This window comes from Pseudoduganella flava (assembly GCF_007830495.1).
Lineage (GTDB): Bacteria > Pseudomonadota > Gammaproteobacteria > Burkholderiales > Burkholderiaceae_D > Rugamonas > Rugamonas flava.
Genome location: NZ_VLKW01000013.1, coordinates 60873 through 75163, shown reverse-complemented (window position 1 = coordinate 75163; position 14291 = coordinate 60873). Strand labels below are relative to the sequence as shown.

The following is a 14291-nucleotide window of genomic DNA, read 5'->3' as shown; positions in this document are numbered from 1 at the left end:
CAGATTGTACAGGTCAGTCGCCGTCTTCGTCGTCCGTTACGTCGCCGTTCACGTCGCGCTTGCGTTCGGCATCCGCCTCGGCCCGCAGCCGTGCGGCGCCGCCCATGAATTCGTCCACGCTGTGGTCCGGGCTCTGGCGCACGGACGGCGGCAGCAGGACCGACATGTACAGTTCGTCGGACAGTTGCCCCGTCGTCTGCAGGTTGCTCATCAGCGCAATGCCGGAGCCCAGCCCCAGCAGCACGCCGCATGCGGCCGCGAGCCGGCGCGGCGCCACGTGCGGGCGCACGGTGCGCAGGTGGAAGTACACCATGCCGCAGACGATCAGCAGCGCCACGTGGTTGCCGTAGCGCGTGAACGCCTCGGCGGACCACGCGTAGGCCAGCACGGACGACAGCGCCTTCCATGCGCCGATCGCGATCAGGCCCGCGCCGAGGATGAACAGGTGCCGCCCCAGCCGCGCGTGACCGCCGAACAGCCGGTTGACGAGCGCCCAGATGCCGCTCCAGATCATGCCCGCGCCCACGCCGGTGACGATCGTCAGCAGGTAGCGGATCGCCTGGAAGCCTTCCGTGTCCGACAGCGCCTGCTCGACGCCGACGAACAGCGCGATCAGCGCCAGCCCGGCAAACGCGGGCGCGCCGCCTTCCCATGCGTGCATCGTCGTGTCGGTAAGTTCCGGTTCGACGGGAAACGCCGCATCGCGCACGCGCAGCCGCGTGTGCCCGAGGCGCACGATAGTGGTGCCGTTCAGCGGCACGGACGGATGGCGCCGGCCATGCAGCACGATGCCATTCTGGCTGCCCAGGTCGCGCAGCACGAGGGCGCCGTCGGCATCCTGTTCCAGCACGGCGTGATGCGGTGCCGTGTGCGCGTCGTCGAGCACGAAGTCGTTGTCGTAACCGCGGCCCAGGGTCACGGGCAGGTCGGCGAAACGCTGGCGCGACACGACGTCGCCGTTGCGGGCCAGGATCTCGATGAAGTAGGGCGCCGTCATTTGGCACTCGTGCGCGCCAGCGCTTCGAGGAACGCGCGCGCGGTGCGCATGCCGTTTTCATAGGACACGCCGCGCGCGTCCAACCGGCTTTGCAGGTTCATCGCGCCGTCGTCCGTGCTGGCGGTGAGCAGCGAGAAGTCGTACAGGCCGGCGAACTTGCGGTAGGCCCGCACGCACAGCACGGCGCGCATCGGCAAGGAGCCGTTCGTCACGAACTGCTCGGTGCACTGCGGGCCCGTCAGGCGGCGGTCCTTGTAGCTGCCGAAGTCCTCGTTCTTGAAGGAGCCCGACGACAGCTGCGCGAAACGGATCGCATCGAGCCCTGTGCTGCGCAGGAACTGGTGGCGGATGCCGATCTGGCCCGTCTGCAGGGAGCCGGAGACGAACACGGACGACTCCATCGTGCAGCTCGTGGTGTCGACGGAGTACGGCTTGCCGCCGCGCGCCGCTTCCTGCGCGTTCGAACTGCCCCAGCAGCGCATCTGCTCGGACTCGCGCACCGGCACTTCGTAAGGGCCCATCGCCTTCTTCGTCAGCGGGCCGGCCAGCAACTGGTCGACCATCGCGCGCTGGTGCGCCAGCAGCTGCTGCGTGACGATGGCCGTGAAGTCCTTCGGCGGCAGCATGTTCGCGCCCACCTGCTGCAGCAGCTGCTGCGCATAGCGGATCGGCACGAGGAAGCTGACCAGTTCACCATCGAGGCGCTTGGAGACGTTGACGCCGACCACTTCGCCGTCGGCCGTCACGCTGGGGCCGCCGCTCATGCCCGCGTTGATCGGGCCCGTGAACATCAGCTGGTCGTAGAAGCTGCGCGCGATGACGCCGTTGAAGGCGCCTTCCGAGATCGCGAAGCCCAGGTCGAGCGGATTGCCGAGCGAGTACAGGTACTGGCCCTGCGTCAGCTTCACGTCGCGCTCCGGCACTTTGAAGTAGCCGGTGCCGTAGCGGTTGACGCGCACGACGGCGAGGTCGTGCAGCACGTCCACCGCCAGCAATTCGATGTTGCCGCGCTGGCCCGCCGTATCCACCCATTCGCCCGTGTAGGTCTCGGGGTCGAGCGCGAACTGCGAGACGACGTGGTAGTTCGTCAGCACGAGGTTCGATGTGCCGACCAGGAAGCCGGAACCCACCGACGATTGCGTGCGGCCGCTTTTGAGCAGCGAGCGCACCTGCAGCAGGTCCGCTTTCGCGGCCGCGTACAGCTTCTGTGCGGCGGAGGAGGGCGTCGGCAGCGGCGCGGCGTTGTCCGGAGCCGCCTGGCGGCGCGGTGCGGCTGGCGGCGCCGAAGGCAGCCCCGAGGGCAGGCCGGGCAGCGCTTGCGGCGCCTGGGCGGAAGCGGGGGCGGGGGCGGGGGCGGCAAAAGCGGCGGCGGCCGGCGAAGCGGCGCAGGCCACCGTGACGGCGCATTGGACGAAAACGGCAAGCCGGGTAGGTTTCATGCAGTTCCTGAACTTCTTTTCAACAAGGAACAGTGTACCTCAGGAATACCGGCGCGGGCCGTCACGGCAGGGCGCCGTTACGAGCTGTTACGTTTATTTACAGTAGGTCTTACTGCTCGCCGTCGCTGGTGGCGGTGGCGACGACGGGCGACATCATGTGGCCCAGCTTCAGCGCCTTCGTGTTCAGGTAATGCTGGTTGAAGACGTTGCGGTTGACGAGCAGCGGCACCCGTTCGGCGACCGGCACGCCCAGCTTTTCCATCGCGGCGATCTTGCGTGGGTTGTTCGTCATCAGGCGCAGGCTTTGCACGCCGAACTGGTGCAGCATCGGCGCCACCAGCTCGTAGCTGCGCTGGTCCGGCTTGAAGCCGAGCTGCTCGTTGGCCTGGACGGTGTCGGCGCCGGCTTCCTGCAGCCGGTACGCGCGCATCTTGTTGATCAGGCCAATGCCGCGGCCTTCCTGGCGCAGGTACAGCAGCACGCCGCGCCCCTCGGCGGCGATGCGCTGCAGCGCGCCCTCGAGCTGGGCGCCGCAGTCGCAGCGTTGCGAGAACAGCACGTCGCCCGTCAGGCACTCGCTGTGCACGCGCGCCAGCACGGGCGCACCGTCGCCGATATCGCCCAGCACCATCGCCAGGTGCTCCTTGCCCGTCGAATGCTCGATGAACGCATGCAGCGTGAACTGCGCCCACGGCGTGGGCAGCGCGCACGAGGTGACATATTCGAGATCGGCGTCGAGATCGGCGTTGGGGGCGGTTTCAGCGGCGGGCTGCATGGTCATGCTCTTTTCATCCTGATACGGTAGCCCCTCATCATAACAAAAATTGTGCTTTCCGCTGGGAGACCCCTATGGCTCAGCCTGTGTCCACCGTGGGGTCAACCCCGAAATCGGACACGAACCCAACCGTAAGGATGGCTGAGGCCGTGTCCAAAAACAGGGTTGACCCCAAGGTGGACACGGCCTCAGCCGCGTGGGACTGGCTCAGCCGTCAGTACGGCAGGTCGAACACCAGCACCTCGGCCGCTTCCGCGTGATCCAGCGTGACCTTCGTCTCGCCGGTGATCATCAGCGCGTCGCCGCCTTTCAGCGCGGTGCCGTTGACGCTCACCGTGCCGCGCACCACGTGGACGTAGCTGGTGCGTTCGTCATCCATCGTGTGCGAGACGCTGTCGCCTTCGTTCAGCAGCGTCGCGTAGATCGCGGCGTCCTGGTGGATCAGCACCGAGCCGTCGCGGCCGTCGCGGGAGGCGATCAGGCGCAGCTTGCCTTGTTTGCTGTCGGGAGAGAAGTGCTTCTCCTCATAGCTGGGGGCGATGCCCGTCTCGGACGGCTGGATCCATATCTGCAGGAAGTGCACCCGCTCGGTCTGCGAATGGTTGAACTCGCTATGCCGGACGCCGGTGCCGGCGCTCATTCGCTGCACGTCGCCGTAGCGCAGCACGGAGCCGTTGCCCATGCTGTCCTTGTGCTCCAGCGCGCCTTCCAGCACGTACGAGATGATTTCCATGTCGCGGTGGCCGTGCGTGCCGAAGCCCCGGCCCGGCATCACCTTGTCCTCGTTGATGACCAGCAGCGGGCCAAAGCCCATGTAGCGCGGGTCGTGGTAATGACCGAACGAAAAGGTGTGACGGGAATCGAGCCAGCCGTGGTTGGCGACACCGCGTTCTTCACTGCGACGGACTGCTTGCATGATATGCTCCTTATCTTGAATTGGTTTTGCGATCGTTTCGAACATTTGCTTTTTCCAGATTTCTGCTCGGATGTAAGCACTATACGCCGTGCCGATCGGTTCAAAAAACGGAAAAATTACCCCTGTATTATCGAAAACATCGAATATGCTCAGACTCAGCCTGGAAGCCCTGCAGATCGTCGACGCGATCGACCGCCGCGGCTCGTTTTCCGCCGCCGGCAAGGAGTTGCACCGCGTGCCATCGACCATTTCGTACACTGTCGGCAAGCTCGAGGACGATCTCGGGGTGCAGGTGTTCGAGCGCAACGGCCCGAAAGTGGAGTTGACGAAGGCCGGCCGCGAGTTGTTGAAGGAAGGCCGCTACCTGCTGCGCGCCGCGCAGGACCTGGAGCACCGCGTGCGCCGCGTCGCCTCCGGCTGGGAGACGGAACTGGCCATCGGCCACGATTCGATGTTTGCCAGCGGCGCGTTCGATGACGACATCCGCGCGTTCTACGACGTCGCCCAGCAGACCCGCCTGCGCATCGTCCGCGAAGCGCTGTCCGGCACGTGGGAGGCGCTGCTCGACCGCCGCATCGACCTGGCGATCGGCGCACCGGGCGACGGGCCGGCCGGCGGCGGCTACGTATCCGAACCGATCGGCACGCTGCGCTGGGTATTCGCGGTGGCGCCAACGCATCCGCTGGCGGCCGTCGAAGGCAAGCTGGGCCGCTCCGACCTGCAACGCCATCGCGCCGTCGCGATGGCCGATTCGGCGCGGCAGATGGCGGCGCGCACCGTCGGCCTGCTGCTGGGGCAAGATACGCTGACGGTGCCCGATATGGCGGCTAAACTGCATTATCAGATCGCCGGCCTCGGCTTCGGCTTCCTGCCCGAGCCGTGCGCCCGTGCCGCGATCGCCGCCGGTCTGCTGGTCGAGAAAGAGGTCGAGGAGCCGAAGCCGGACGAGACGTTCTATCTCGCCTGGCGCACGGGCGAGGCGGGTGCCGCGTTGCAATGGTGGCAGGCGCGGCTTTGTGAAGGCGGGTTGTTCGAGCGCATGTGCCGGCACCTGCCCCCCGTCTGATTGCGGTGCGTCAAACACGCGCCGGGAAGTAGAAATTGGGTTGCGGTAATTGTTGACTGTCGCCAACTGTTTCGCGTTAACATAAGGATTGTCGGCTCGCGCCATCACTCTGATTCCTCGCCATGAACTCGATTTTCCTGCAGCTGCTGGCCGATCGGAACGGCATTCCCGCCGGCCTTGTCCTGGCGTCGGCGCCGGATGCCGCGCACGCCGACTGGCCGGTCACGGTCGCCCAGCCGCTGGCCCAGCTGGCCGCCAAGTTTCCCTGCCATTACCGGCAGGGGTTGGCCGAACCCTCCGCGTTGCCGTTGCGGCAAGCCGGCTGGATCGAGCTGTGCCCCGGCCGCGCGCTGCGTGCCGACCGGCCGTTCGACAAGGACCTGCCGGGCCACGTCGCCTGGATCGAAGGCGATTGGGCGCTGGTGCCGCCGTGCCGCCCCACCGGCAACCAGGCCGCGTCGCGGGCGCTGGCGCTGCAGCTGGTCCAGCTCGTCAATGCGGATGCGGACACCCATGAAATCGAGGACCTGCTGCGGCGCGACCCGACCTTGTCGTACCACCTGCTGCGACTCGTCAATTCGCTGCGGGCCGGTGCCGGCCGCAAGGTCACCAGTTTTTCGCAGGCGATCCTGATTCTCGGCCGGCAGCAACTGCGCCGCTGGCTGAACCTGATGCTGTTCGCCGCGCGCGCCGGCGACATGCGTTCGGCGATGTTGCTGGCCCGCGTGTCGGTGCGGGCGCGGCTGATGGAGCTGCTGGCCCGCGCGACGGGGCTCGACAAGCACAACCAGGAACAGGCTTTCATGACGGGCATGTTCTCGCTGCTGGGCGTGCTGTTCGGCACGCCGCTGGCCGAGGTGCTGGCGCCGCTGGCGCTCGGCGACGCCGTGCAGCGCGCGCTGCTGGCACAGCAGGGCGAACTGGGCGCGCTGCTTGCGCTCGTCGAGGAGGCCGAGCGGGGCGAGTTCGCGTCCGTCGCCGCCGCGCTGGAAGCCGTCCAGCTGCCGGCCGCGCAGTTCAATGCGCTGGTGGCGGAAGCGAACCTGTGGATGCTGGCCGTGACGGGCGACGTGACGGGACGCGCCCATGCGTGAAGCGGCGCTCGCTCGTTGCCTGGAGCTGTCCCGGCTGGCCCGCGACCAGCAGGGCGACGCGCAGACGCAGACGCTGGCGCTGCTGGAGACGGAGCTGGCCGCCGAACTGACGGTGCTGCGGGCGCAGAAGGAGCAGGTCGACGAAGCGGCGATGGAACTGGACCTGGCCGGCTACGTGACGGGCTGGAACCGCGGCGCCGAGCGCATGTTCGGCTACGCGGCGGACGAGGCGATCGGGCAGCACGTGCTGTTCCTGTATGCGGACGACGACGAGGAGGGCAATATCGCCGAGCTGGTCGTCGAATCGGACAATGCCGTGGCCGAGGTGCGGCGGCGCAAGAAGTCGGGCGACGTGATCTGGGTGCGCCTGTCGATCTCGCTCGTCAAGGACGCTACGTCCGAGCCGGCCGGCATGCATGTGCGGCTGACGCAGCTGCGCGACGAATTGTCGCCGGCCGAGAAAATGAGCCTGCACGCCCGCATCATCGAGGACAGCGACCAGGGCGTGCTGATCACCGATGCGAGCGAACGCATCGTGTCGATCAACAGCGCGTTCACGCGCATCACGGGCTACACGATGGCCGAGGCGATCGGCAAGACGCCGGACCTGCTGCGCTCGGGCGTGCACGACGCCGACTTCCGCGGCCAGGTGCGCGCGGCGATGCAGGGCGGCGGGCCGTGGCGCGGCGAGATCGTGGGCCGCCGCAAGAGCGGCGAGCTGTTCCCGCAATCGGTCGTCGTCAGCGCCGTGCGCGACGAGCACGGCCGCATCAGCCACACGTTCTCGCTGTTCACCGACATCAGCGTGCACAAGGATGCCGAGGCGCGCATGCAGCGCATGGCGAACTACGACGCGCTGACGGGCTTGCCGAACCAGGGCTTGCTGATGCAGCTGCTGGGCCAGGCGATGGCGGAGGCGCGCCGCAACCGCGACCATGGCGCGCTGCTCGTCATCGAGATCACGCGGCTGGGTGCCATCGCCGACACGCTGGGCCATGACGTGGGCAACGCCTTGCTGGTCGAGGCGGGGCGGCTGCTGCGTTCGCGGCTGCGCGAAGGCGACATCCTGGCGCGGCTCGATGGCGGCAAGTTCGCCGTCGGCCTGCTGCGCATCGAACGGCGCGAACATGCGGCCCTCGTCGCCCGCAAGCTGGTCGACGTGCTGGCCGCGCCGATCGTCGTCGGCACGCACACGCTGCAGGTGGGCACGCACGTGGGCATCGCCGTCTATCCGGAGGATGCGCACGAGCCGGGCGCGCTGCTGCGCGGCGCGGACGTGGCGGCGGCGCGCGCCGGCACCAGCATGGAACCGGCACTGCTGTTCTTCTCCGAGGAGATGAACCAGCGCGCCAAGGAACACCTGCGCATCGAGAGCGAATTGCGCGACGCGCTGGCGAACGGGGAGCTGCAGCTGTACTACCAGCCGAAGGTGAGCCTGCGCAGCGGCCGTATCGTCGGCGCCGAAGCGCTGCTGCGCTGGCGCCATCCGGTGCGCGGCCTCGTGTCCCCCGGCGTGTTCATCCCGGTCGCCGAGGAGACGGGCCTGATCATGGAGCTCGGCAACTGGGTCGTCGAGGAAGCGTGCCGGCAGATCCGCGCGTGGCAGGACGCGAACCTGGTGATGCCGCCGATCGCCGTCAACCTGTCCGCGCGCCAGTTCGACCGCGGCCTGCCGCAGCGCATGGCCGAGGCGCTGCAGCGGCATGCCGTCCACCCCGAGCAGATCATGCTGGAGATCACGGAAAGCCTGCTGGTACGGGGCGCCGAGACCGTCATCGCGATCATGAACGAACTGGTGGCGATGGGCCTCGCGCTGGCGCTGGACGATTTCGGCACCGGCTATTCGAGCCTGGCCTACCTGAAGAAATTCCCGATCAGCACCCTGAAGATCGATCGCGCGTTCGTCGTCGGCCTGCCGCACGAGGAAAACGATTGCGCGATCGCCCGCGCGATCGTCATGATGGCCCAGCAGCTGCGGCAGGAAATCGTGGCCGAGGGCGTCGAGACGATGGAACAGATGACCTTCCTGCGCGAACTGGGCTGCGATCAGCTGCAGGGCTACCTGTTCAGCCAGCCCGTGCCGGCGCACGACTTCGAACGCATGCTGCGCGAAGGCCGCCGCCTGGCGCTGCCCGCCGCGAACTGACGCCGCTGGCTCCATCGGGATGACTTCGGCTGGCTCTTGGATGGAGCCAGCATTGCCGCGACAATGGCACGCACGATAACAACGAGTGTGCCATGCAACGTCACCATTACCTCTTTACTGTAGAGCTTGTGTCCACCGTGGGGTCAGACCCCCAAAGAGACACGGGCTCTACGGTCCCCACTGTTTGCCGTCCGCGCGCCGCCGGAGCAACGCGATGAAGCGCGCCGATGCAGCCCAGCTGGTGCTCGTCGCCGCGATGTGGGGCGCTTCCTACCTGTTCATCCGCGTCGCCGCCCCCGCGTTCGGCCCTGTGGCGATGGCCGGCGCGCGCGCCGTGCTGGCCGCTGCGCTGATGCTGCCGCTGTTGCTGTGGCGCGGCCTGTGGGCCGACATGGTGCGGCACTGGAAAGGCATCGCGCTGGTGGGCGTGACGAATGGCGCGCTGCCGTTCCTGCTGTTCAATTTCGCCGCGCTGGCCATTCCGGCCGGGCTGTCGGCGATCCTGTCGTCGACGACGCCGTTGTTCGCCGCGCTGTTCGGCGCGCTGTGGCTGGGCGAGCGGCTGACGGCGCAGCGCATGACGGGCCTGGCGATCGGCTTTGGCGGTGTGGTGCTGCTCGTCGCGGACAAGGTGCACCTGCATCCCGGCGACCTGGCGGGCACGTTGCTGGCGGCCTGCGCCTGCCTGTGCGCGACGATGCTGTACGGCTTCACCGGCAATTTCACGAAGCGCTACCTGGCGCACGTGCCGCCGCTGGCGGTAGCCGCCGGCAGCCAGGTCGGCGCGGCCCTGCTGCTGGTGGTGCCGATGATGGTGTGGTGGCCGGCCAGCACGCCGTCCGCGCAAGCCTGGTCCGCGCTGCTGGCCTTGTGCGCGCTGTGCACGACATTCGCCTATGTGCTGTTCTACGGGCTGATCGCGCGCCTGGGCGCAAGCCGCGCGATGAGTGCGCTGTTCCTGATTCCCGCGTTCGGGGTGCTGTGGGGTGGCCTGTTCCTCGGTGAGCGGCTGACGGCGCGGATGGGCGCCTGCTGCGCCGTGATCCTGCTTGGCTGCGCGCTGACGATGGGGTTCCTGAGGCTGCCCGCATGGCGGCGCGCGCCGCTGGCGGAATGATCTGCCGTGACTCCCGGCGCCAACGAAAAAGCCGCTCTGTCGAGCGGCTTTTCACTTCCCGCCTGGGCGGGGAAACGCCAGCGCCGGGATCAGCGCTTGTCGTCGTTTTTGTGGCTTTGACGGCCTGCCTGTGCGTGCTGCTCCGGCGTGCCGCCGCGGGTGCTGCCGCTCGAGCCCTGATTGCCGCCACCGCTGGAGCCCTGGTTGCCGCTCTGGCGGTTGCCGTCGTTCTTGTGGCTCATGGAGCCGGCCTTGCGTGCTTCCTCAGAGGTGAACTCATGGGCATTGCCCGAAGCATGTGCTGCGCGGCCGCCTTCGGAGGCGATTTCGCGCTGGCGTTGCGGGTCCATCGAGGCGAAGCCGCGGTTGCTGGTGTCGCCGCCGCTCTGCTTGTTACCGCCTTTGTTGCCGCCTTGATTGTTACCACCTTGATTCGATGATGCCATGGTCTTCTCCTTTATGATATGAACATTGCACATCCTTTACGGAACCTGTTCTCACGCTCATTGACCTTCGATGGCACCTTCGATGTCACCTTCAATGGCGTGCAAGTCGTGTAAAGGAATGCTCATCTTATGCCCATCGGCTGGTCGACTTTATAAGAGCTTAGGAGGGGTCTTTGTAGGACAACGGCCAACTGAAAAGTAACACAGCAATATGGGTCATGACACAATCTCTCCCTCGATGAAAGGCGCTCCATGCCGCGTAACCTGCTTCCCGAAGACCAACTCCACCCCGCGCTGCGCGACGAACTTGGCCGTTTCCATGCGGACGTGATCGACGAGGTGAAGAGCGCGATCGCGCGGCATCCGGTCGTCGTCGTCGGCATGAAGCAGAACCCGTTTCCGCGCCGCGCCCGCCGCCTGCTCGACCGCATCGGCACCCAATACACCTACCTGGAATACGGCAGCTACCTGAGCCAGTGGAAGCGGCGGCTGGCGCTGAAGATGTGGAGCGGCTGGCCGACCTTCCCGATGATCTTCGTGAACGGCGTGCTGATCGGCGGCGCGGCCGACCTGGAACGGCTGGTCGAGCACGGCCAGTTCGTGGCGCTGCTGGCCGCACCGCGGGCGCCGGCATGAGCCTGCATGCGCTGCCGCTGCGCCTGAACCCGGGCGACGACCTGCGCGCCGCGATCGAACAGGTGGCGCACGGCCACGACGCCGTGTACGTGCTGCAGGGTATCGGCTCGCTGTCCGGCGCGATGCTGCGCTTTGCCGGCCGCCCGCATGCCGACGCAATCACCGGCGACCTGGAAATCCTGACCCTGGCGGGCACCGTATCGCCCGACGGCGCGCACCTGCACATGTCGGTGGCCGACGCGCAGGGCAGGGTGGTGGGCGGACACGTGGCACCCGGCTGCCGCGTGCGCACGACGGCCGAGTTGCTGCTGGCCGTGTTGCCGGGGCATGCGTTCGGCCGCGCCCACGATGCCGCCACTGGCTATCCCGAGTTGACGATCCGGACCGTCTAACGCCCCCGCAGCGGATCGAGCAATCCTCGCAGGTTGTTGTGATCGAGCTCGTACATCAGCGCCAGCAGCGCGCCCAGCTCGCCCTTCGGAAAGCCGGCGCGCGCCATCCACCCAAGGTAATGGCCCGGCAGGTCGGCCAGCTTGCGGCCTTGGTATTTCCCATATGGCATCTCGCGGACGAGGAGCAGGGCAAGTGCTTCGCTGTTCATTGTTGAATCTGGGTCAAAAAACTTCTGCTTGAGTGGGTCTTTTTCGGAAGAATGACTTCCGGGATACTGCGCGGCATCACTTTAACAGGAGTCCGCCATGCCCATTGCCTTGCTCGCGCTGACCATCAGCGCATTTGCGATCGGAACCACCGAATTCGTCATCGTCGGCCTGCTGCCGACCATTGCCGCCGACCTGCACGTGACGTTGCCGTCCGCCGGCCTGCTCGTCAGCCTGTATGCGCTGGGTGTCGCCATCGGCGCGCCCGTGCTGACGGCGCTGACCGGCAAGCTGCCCCGCAAGATCCTGCTGCTGGCGCTGATGGTGCTGTTCACCGCCGGAAATCTGCTGGCGTGGCAGGCGCCCGGCTACGAGTCGCTCGTCGCGGCGCGCATCCTGACCGGCCTGGCGCACGGCGTGTTCTTCTCGATCGGCTCGACCATCGCCACGTCGCTGGTGCCGAAGGAAAAGGCGGCCAGCGCGATCGCCATCATGTTCACGGGCCTGACGGTGGCGCTGGTGACGGGCGTGCCGCTGGGGACCTTCATCGGCCAGCACTTCGGCTGGCGCGAGACCTTCCTCGCCGTATCCGCGCTGGGCGTGATCGCCTTCATCGGCAGCCTGCTGTTCGTCCCGGCCGGCATCCGCCACACCAAGCCCGCGTCGCTGCTGGCCCAAGCCCAGGTGCTGGCGCAACCGCGCCTGCTGCTGGTGTACGCGATGACGGCGGTGGGCTACGGCGGCTCGTTCATCGCCTTCACGTTCCTCGCACCGATCCTGCAGAAGGTGGCAGGCTTCGGCGAGAGCGCCGTCGGCCTCGTGATGCTCGTGTATGGCGTGTCGGTCGCCGTCGGCAATATCTGGGGCGGCAAGCTGGCCGACCGCCGCGGCCCCGTCGGCGCGCTGAAGATTATCTTCCTGGGCCTCGCCGCCGTGCTGCTGGTGCTGACGTTCACCGCGCCGAACAAGTGGCTCGTCGTGCTGACGGTGCTGCTGTGGGGCGCGGTCGCCTTCGGCAACGTGGCCGGCTTGCAGGTGTACGTCGTGCAGCAGGCCGAGCATTACACGCCGCGCGCCGTCGACGTCGCGTCCGGCCTGAACATCGCCGCGTTCAACCTCGGCATCGCCGGCGGCGCGTGGGGCGGCGGCCATATCGTCGACAGCCTGGGCCTCGTGCATACGGGCTGGATCGGCGCGCTCGTCGTGCTGGTGGCGTATGGGCTGACGGTGCTGTCCGGCCGGCTGGACGAACGCGCTCCGCGGCCGGTGGCCACGGGCGAGCGGGTGCGCGTCGCCGCTCACTGAACGGTATCGGGATGGCGCGTGTCGGAGTTTGTCCGACAGCGCGATGGGGCGCACGCCGGCTGACATGCCGGCTGTGTCCGTCTTAGCATCGGGATGCAAGGAGGTTGCCCATGGAACCCACACATCTGACCCTGTCCCATCTGTCCGAGATGTACCTGATGTATTTCATCGTGCCCCTGTGGCTGGCCGCCGGCGTGGCCGACTGGCTGTGCCACCGCAGGTCCGGCATCGAGCACACCAGCGGCCCGAAGGAATCGGCAATTCACCTGCTGATGCTCGTCGAGATGGGCGCGCCCGTGCTGGCCGCGCTGTTCCTCGACGTGAACGCGCTGGTGCTGGCCTTCATGATCGCCTGCTTCTTCGTGCACGAAGCCACCGCGTTGTGGGACGTGTCGTATGCCACGCAGCACCGTACCGTCACGCCGCTCGAGCAGCACATCCACAGCTTCCTCGAGATGCTGCCGCTGATGGCCGTATCGATGATCGCGTTGCTGCACTGGCCGCAGTTCGCCGCGCTGTTCGGTGCCGGGCCGGAGGCCGCGGACTTCGGCCTGCGCTGGAAGGAGTCGCCGCTGCCGCGCAGCTACGTGCTGTGGCTGATGGCGGCGATCGTGGTGTTCGAGCTGCTGCCGTACGGCGAGGAGTTCGCCCGCACCGTACGCGAGAAGTTACGTCCGCGCCTGTCGCGCACCGCGTGATCAGGCGGGCAGCAGCAGCGTGTGCTGCGTGGCCGTGTGAAAGTCGCGCCAGACGCGGTTGATCGCCGCGTCCGCGCGCGCCGCGCGCAAGCCACAGTATGGATACAGGCCATCCACGGCCTGGCGGCACGTGTCGACGAGGCGCAGCGAGACGGTGCGCAGCGTGTCCTCGTCCGCCGCCGCATGCGCCGCGACCCGTTCCCAAGCCTTGTCTAAGGCCGCATAAAAAGCCGCACGGTCGCGCGCCAGCGCATCGCGCACGTCCGCAAGCAGGCTGGCGACGGCCGGCACGTCGAGCAGCGTCACGTCGCCGCCATGCCGGCGCCGCGTGGCGATCAGCGGCTCGGCCAGCGCGATGAAGTGCGTCGCCATGCCGAGCAGGTTGGCGGCCAGCGTCACGTAGGCCAGTGCCATGAACGGGAAGCGGTACAGCGGCCCCTGTGCCGTCGCATGCGCCGCATCGATCGTGAAGCCGTGGCTCAACGGGACGCGGGCGCCGTCGATGCGGTACGCCTGCGACGCGGAAGCGCGCATGCCGATGGTGTGCCAGGACGGTTCCAAAGTCACGTGCGCGGCGGGGACGACGAACGCGCGGATGCGCGGCTGGCCCGCGTCGTCGCACAGCACCGTGCCCTGTTCGCGCAGCACGGCGTTCAACGTGAAGTGGGTGGCCATCGGTGCGCCGCTGGCGTAATCCCACCGGCCCGTGATGACGGCGCTGTCGCCGTCGAGGTCAGCGTAGCCCGTCGCCGCGCCGCTGCCCGCGAGGCACACGCGCGGCGTGCCGACGATGTCGCGCGCCACGGCAGGGGGCAGGAAGCCCGCGAACCAGCCGGCCCCGGCGCACAGCGTGACGACCCAACCGAGGCTGCCGTCCTGCGCGGCCAGTTCTTCCTCCAGCCGCACCACGTCCGGCAGCGGCAGTTCGGCGCCACCGGCCGCGCGCGGCGCCAGCATCTTCAGCCAGCCGCGCTCGTGGATCAGCGCCTGCTGGCCCGGAAGCAGGAAGCCGGCCAGCTCCGCCGCGCGGTATTCATCGGTACTGCGATCATCCATG

At 67.7% G+C, this 14291-nt stretch carries 15 protein-coding genes; 8 read left to right on the top strand and 7 right to left on the bottom strand.

The features are described from left to right. Positions 1 to 13: 13 nt before the first annotated feature. The 4 genes from IP92_RS26075 to IP92_RS26060 form a co-directional block, all read right to left on the bottom strand. Positions 14 to 997 carry an FHA domain-containing protein gene (locus IP92_RS26075; RefSeq protein ID WP_145880837.1) on the bottom strand — a complete coding sequence of 328 codons (984 nt, stop codon included), beginning with the start codon at positions 995 to 997 and terminating at the stop codon, positions 14 to 16. Next, complete coding sequence (locus tag IP92_RS26070) at positions 994 to 2436, bottom strand: S1 family peptidase (protein WP_145880835.1); 1443 nt, start codon at positions 2434 to 2436, stop codon at positions 994 to 996. The genes IP92_RS26075 and IP92_RS26070 overlap by 4 nt, the downstream gene beginning before the upstream one ends. A 109-nt stretch (positions 2437 to 2545) precedes the next feature. Continuing rightward, entirely contained in the window at positions 2546 to 3211 is a 666-nt protein-coding gene (ribA, locus tag IP92_RS26065) for a GTP cyclohydrolase II (RefSeq protein WP_145881124.1), read from the bottom strand. Positions 3212 to 3425: 214 nt separating this feature from the next. Beyond that, positions 3426 to 4127: a pirin family protein gene (locus tag IP92_RS26060; RefSeq protein WP_145880833.1), complete on the bottom strand. Its 702-nt coding sequence runs from the start codon at positions 4125 to 4127 to the stop codon at positions 3426 to 3428. Between the two features lie 145 nt (positions 4128 to 4272). Between IP92_RS26060 and IP92_RS26055 the strand changes: the two genes are divergently transcribed. From IP92_RS26055 to IP92_RS26040, 4 genes are all read left to right on the top strand, one after another. Continuing rightward, positions 4273 to 5193, top strand: a complete 921-nt coding sequence (locus tag IP92_RS26055; RefSeq protein ID WP_145880831.1) for a LysR substrate-binding domain-containing protein — start codon at positions 4273 to 4275, stop codon at positions 5191 to 5193. 122 nt (positions 5194 to 5315) lie between these two features. Further along, positions 5316 to 6287, top strand: a complete 972-nt coding sequence (locus tag IP92_RS26050; protein ID WP_145880829.1) for an EAL and HDOD domain-containing protein — start codon at positions 5316 to 5318, stop codon at positions 6285 to 6287. Continuing rightward, a complete protein-coding gene (locus IP92_RS26045; RefSeq protein WP_145880827.1) occupies positions 6280 to 8433 on the top strand; it encodes a putative bifunctional diguanylate cyclase/phosphodiesterase in 2154 nt (717 codons plus the stop codon). Before IP92_RS26050 ends, IP92_RS26045 begins: the two co-directional genes overlap by 8 nt. 214 nt (positions 8434 to 8647) lie before the next feature. Further along, complete coding sequence (locus tag IP92_RS26040; protein WP_145880825.1) at positions 8648 to 9550, top strand: DMT family transporter; 903 nt, start codon at positions 8648 to 8650, stop codon at positions 9548 to 9550. 89 nt (positions 9551 to 9639) lie between these two features. On the opposite strand, the gene IP92_RS26035 is transcribed toward IP92_RS26040, so the two are convergent. Next, positions 9640 to 9996 carry a KGG domain-containing protein gene (locus IP92_RS26035; protein ID WP_145880823.1) on the bottom strand — a complete coding sequence of 119 codons (357 nt, stop codon included), beginning with the start codon at positions 9994 to 9996 and terminating at the stop codon, positions 9640 to 9642. A gap of 252 nt (positions 9997 to 10248) precedes the next feature. On the opposite strand from IP92_RS26035, the gene IP92_RS26030 reads away from it, so the two are divergent. After that, positions 10249 to 10632: a glutaredoxin gene (locus IP92_RS26030; RefSeq protein ID WP_145880821.1), complete on the top strand. Its 384-nt coding sequence runs from the start codon at positions 10249 to 10251 to the stop codon at positions 10630 to 10632. Between the two features lie 2 nt (positions 10633 to 10634). Beyond that, positions 10635 to 11024: a PPC domain-containing DNA-binding protein gene (locus tag IP92_RS26025; RefSeq protein WP_145881122.1), complete on the top strand. Its 390-nt coding sequence runs from the start codon at positions 10635 to 10637 to the stop codon at positions 11022 to 11024. Here the strand turns inward: IP92_RS26025 and IP92_RS26020 are convergent. Continuing rightward, a complete protein-coding gene (locus tag IP92_RS26020; RefSeq protein WP_145880819.1) occupies positions 11021 to 11233 on the bottom strand; it encodes a DUF3820 family protein in 213 nt (70 codons plus the stop codon). The genes IP92_RS26025 and IP92_RS26020 overlap by 4 nt on opposite strands. Positions 11234 to 11330: 97 nt before the next feature. Between IP92_RS26020 and IP92_RS26015 the strand changes: the two genes are divergently transcribed. Together IP92_RS26015 and IP92_RS26010 are read left to right on the top strand one after the other, a co-directional pair. Next, the gene (locus IP92_RS26015; protein WP_145880817.1) at positions 11331 to 12536 is read left to right on the top strand and encodes an MFS transporter; all 1206 of its coding nucleotides are present in this window, start codon (positions 11331 to 11333) and stop codon (positions 12534 to 12536) included. A gap of 110 nt (positions 12537 to 12646) precedes the next feature. Further along, complete coding sequence (locus IP92_RS26010) at positions 12647 to 13234, top strand: diguanylate cyclase (RefSeq protein ID WP_229418979.1); 588 nt, start codon at positions 12647 to 12649, stop codon at positions 13232 to 13234. Here IP92_RS26010 and IP92_RS26005 read toward each other — a convergent pair whose 3' ends face one another. Continuing rightward, positions 13235 to 14290, bottom strand: coding sequence for an acyl-CoA dehydrogenase family protein (locus tag IP92_RS26005; protein WP_229418978.1), 1056 nt, complete (start codon positions 14288 to 14290; stop codon positions 13235 to 13237). Position 14291 lies beyond the last annotated feature (1 nt).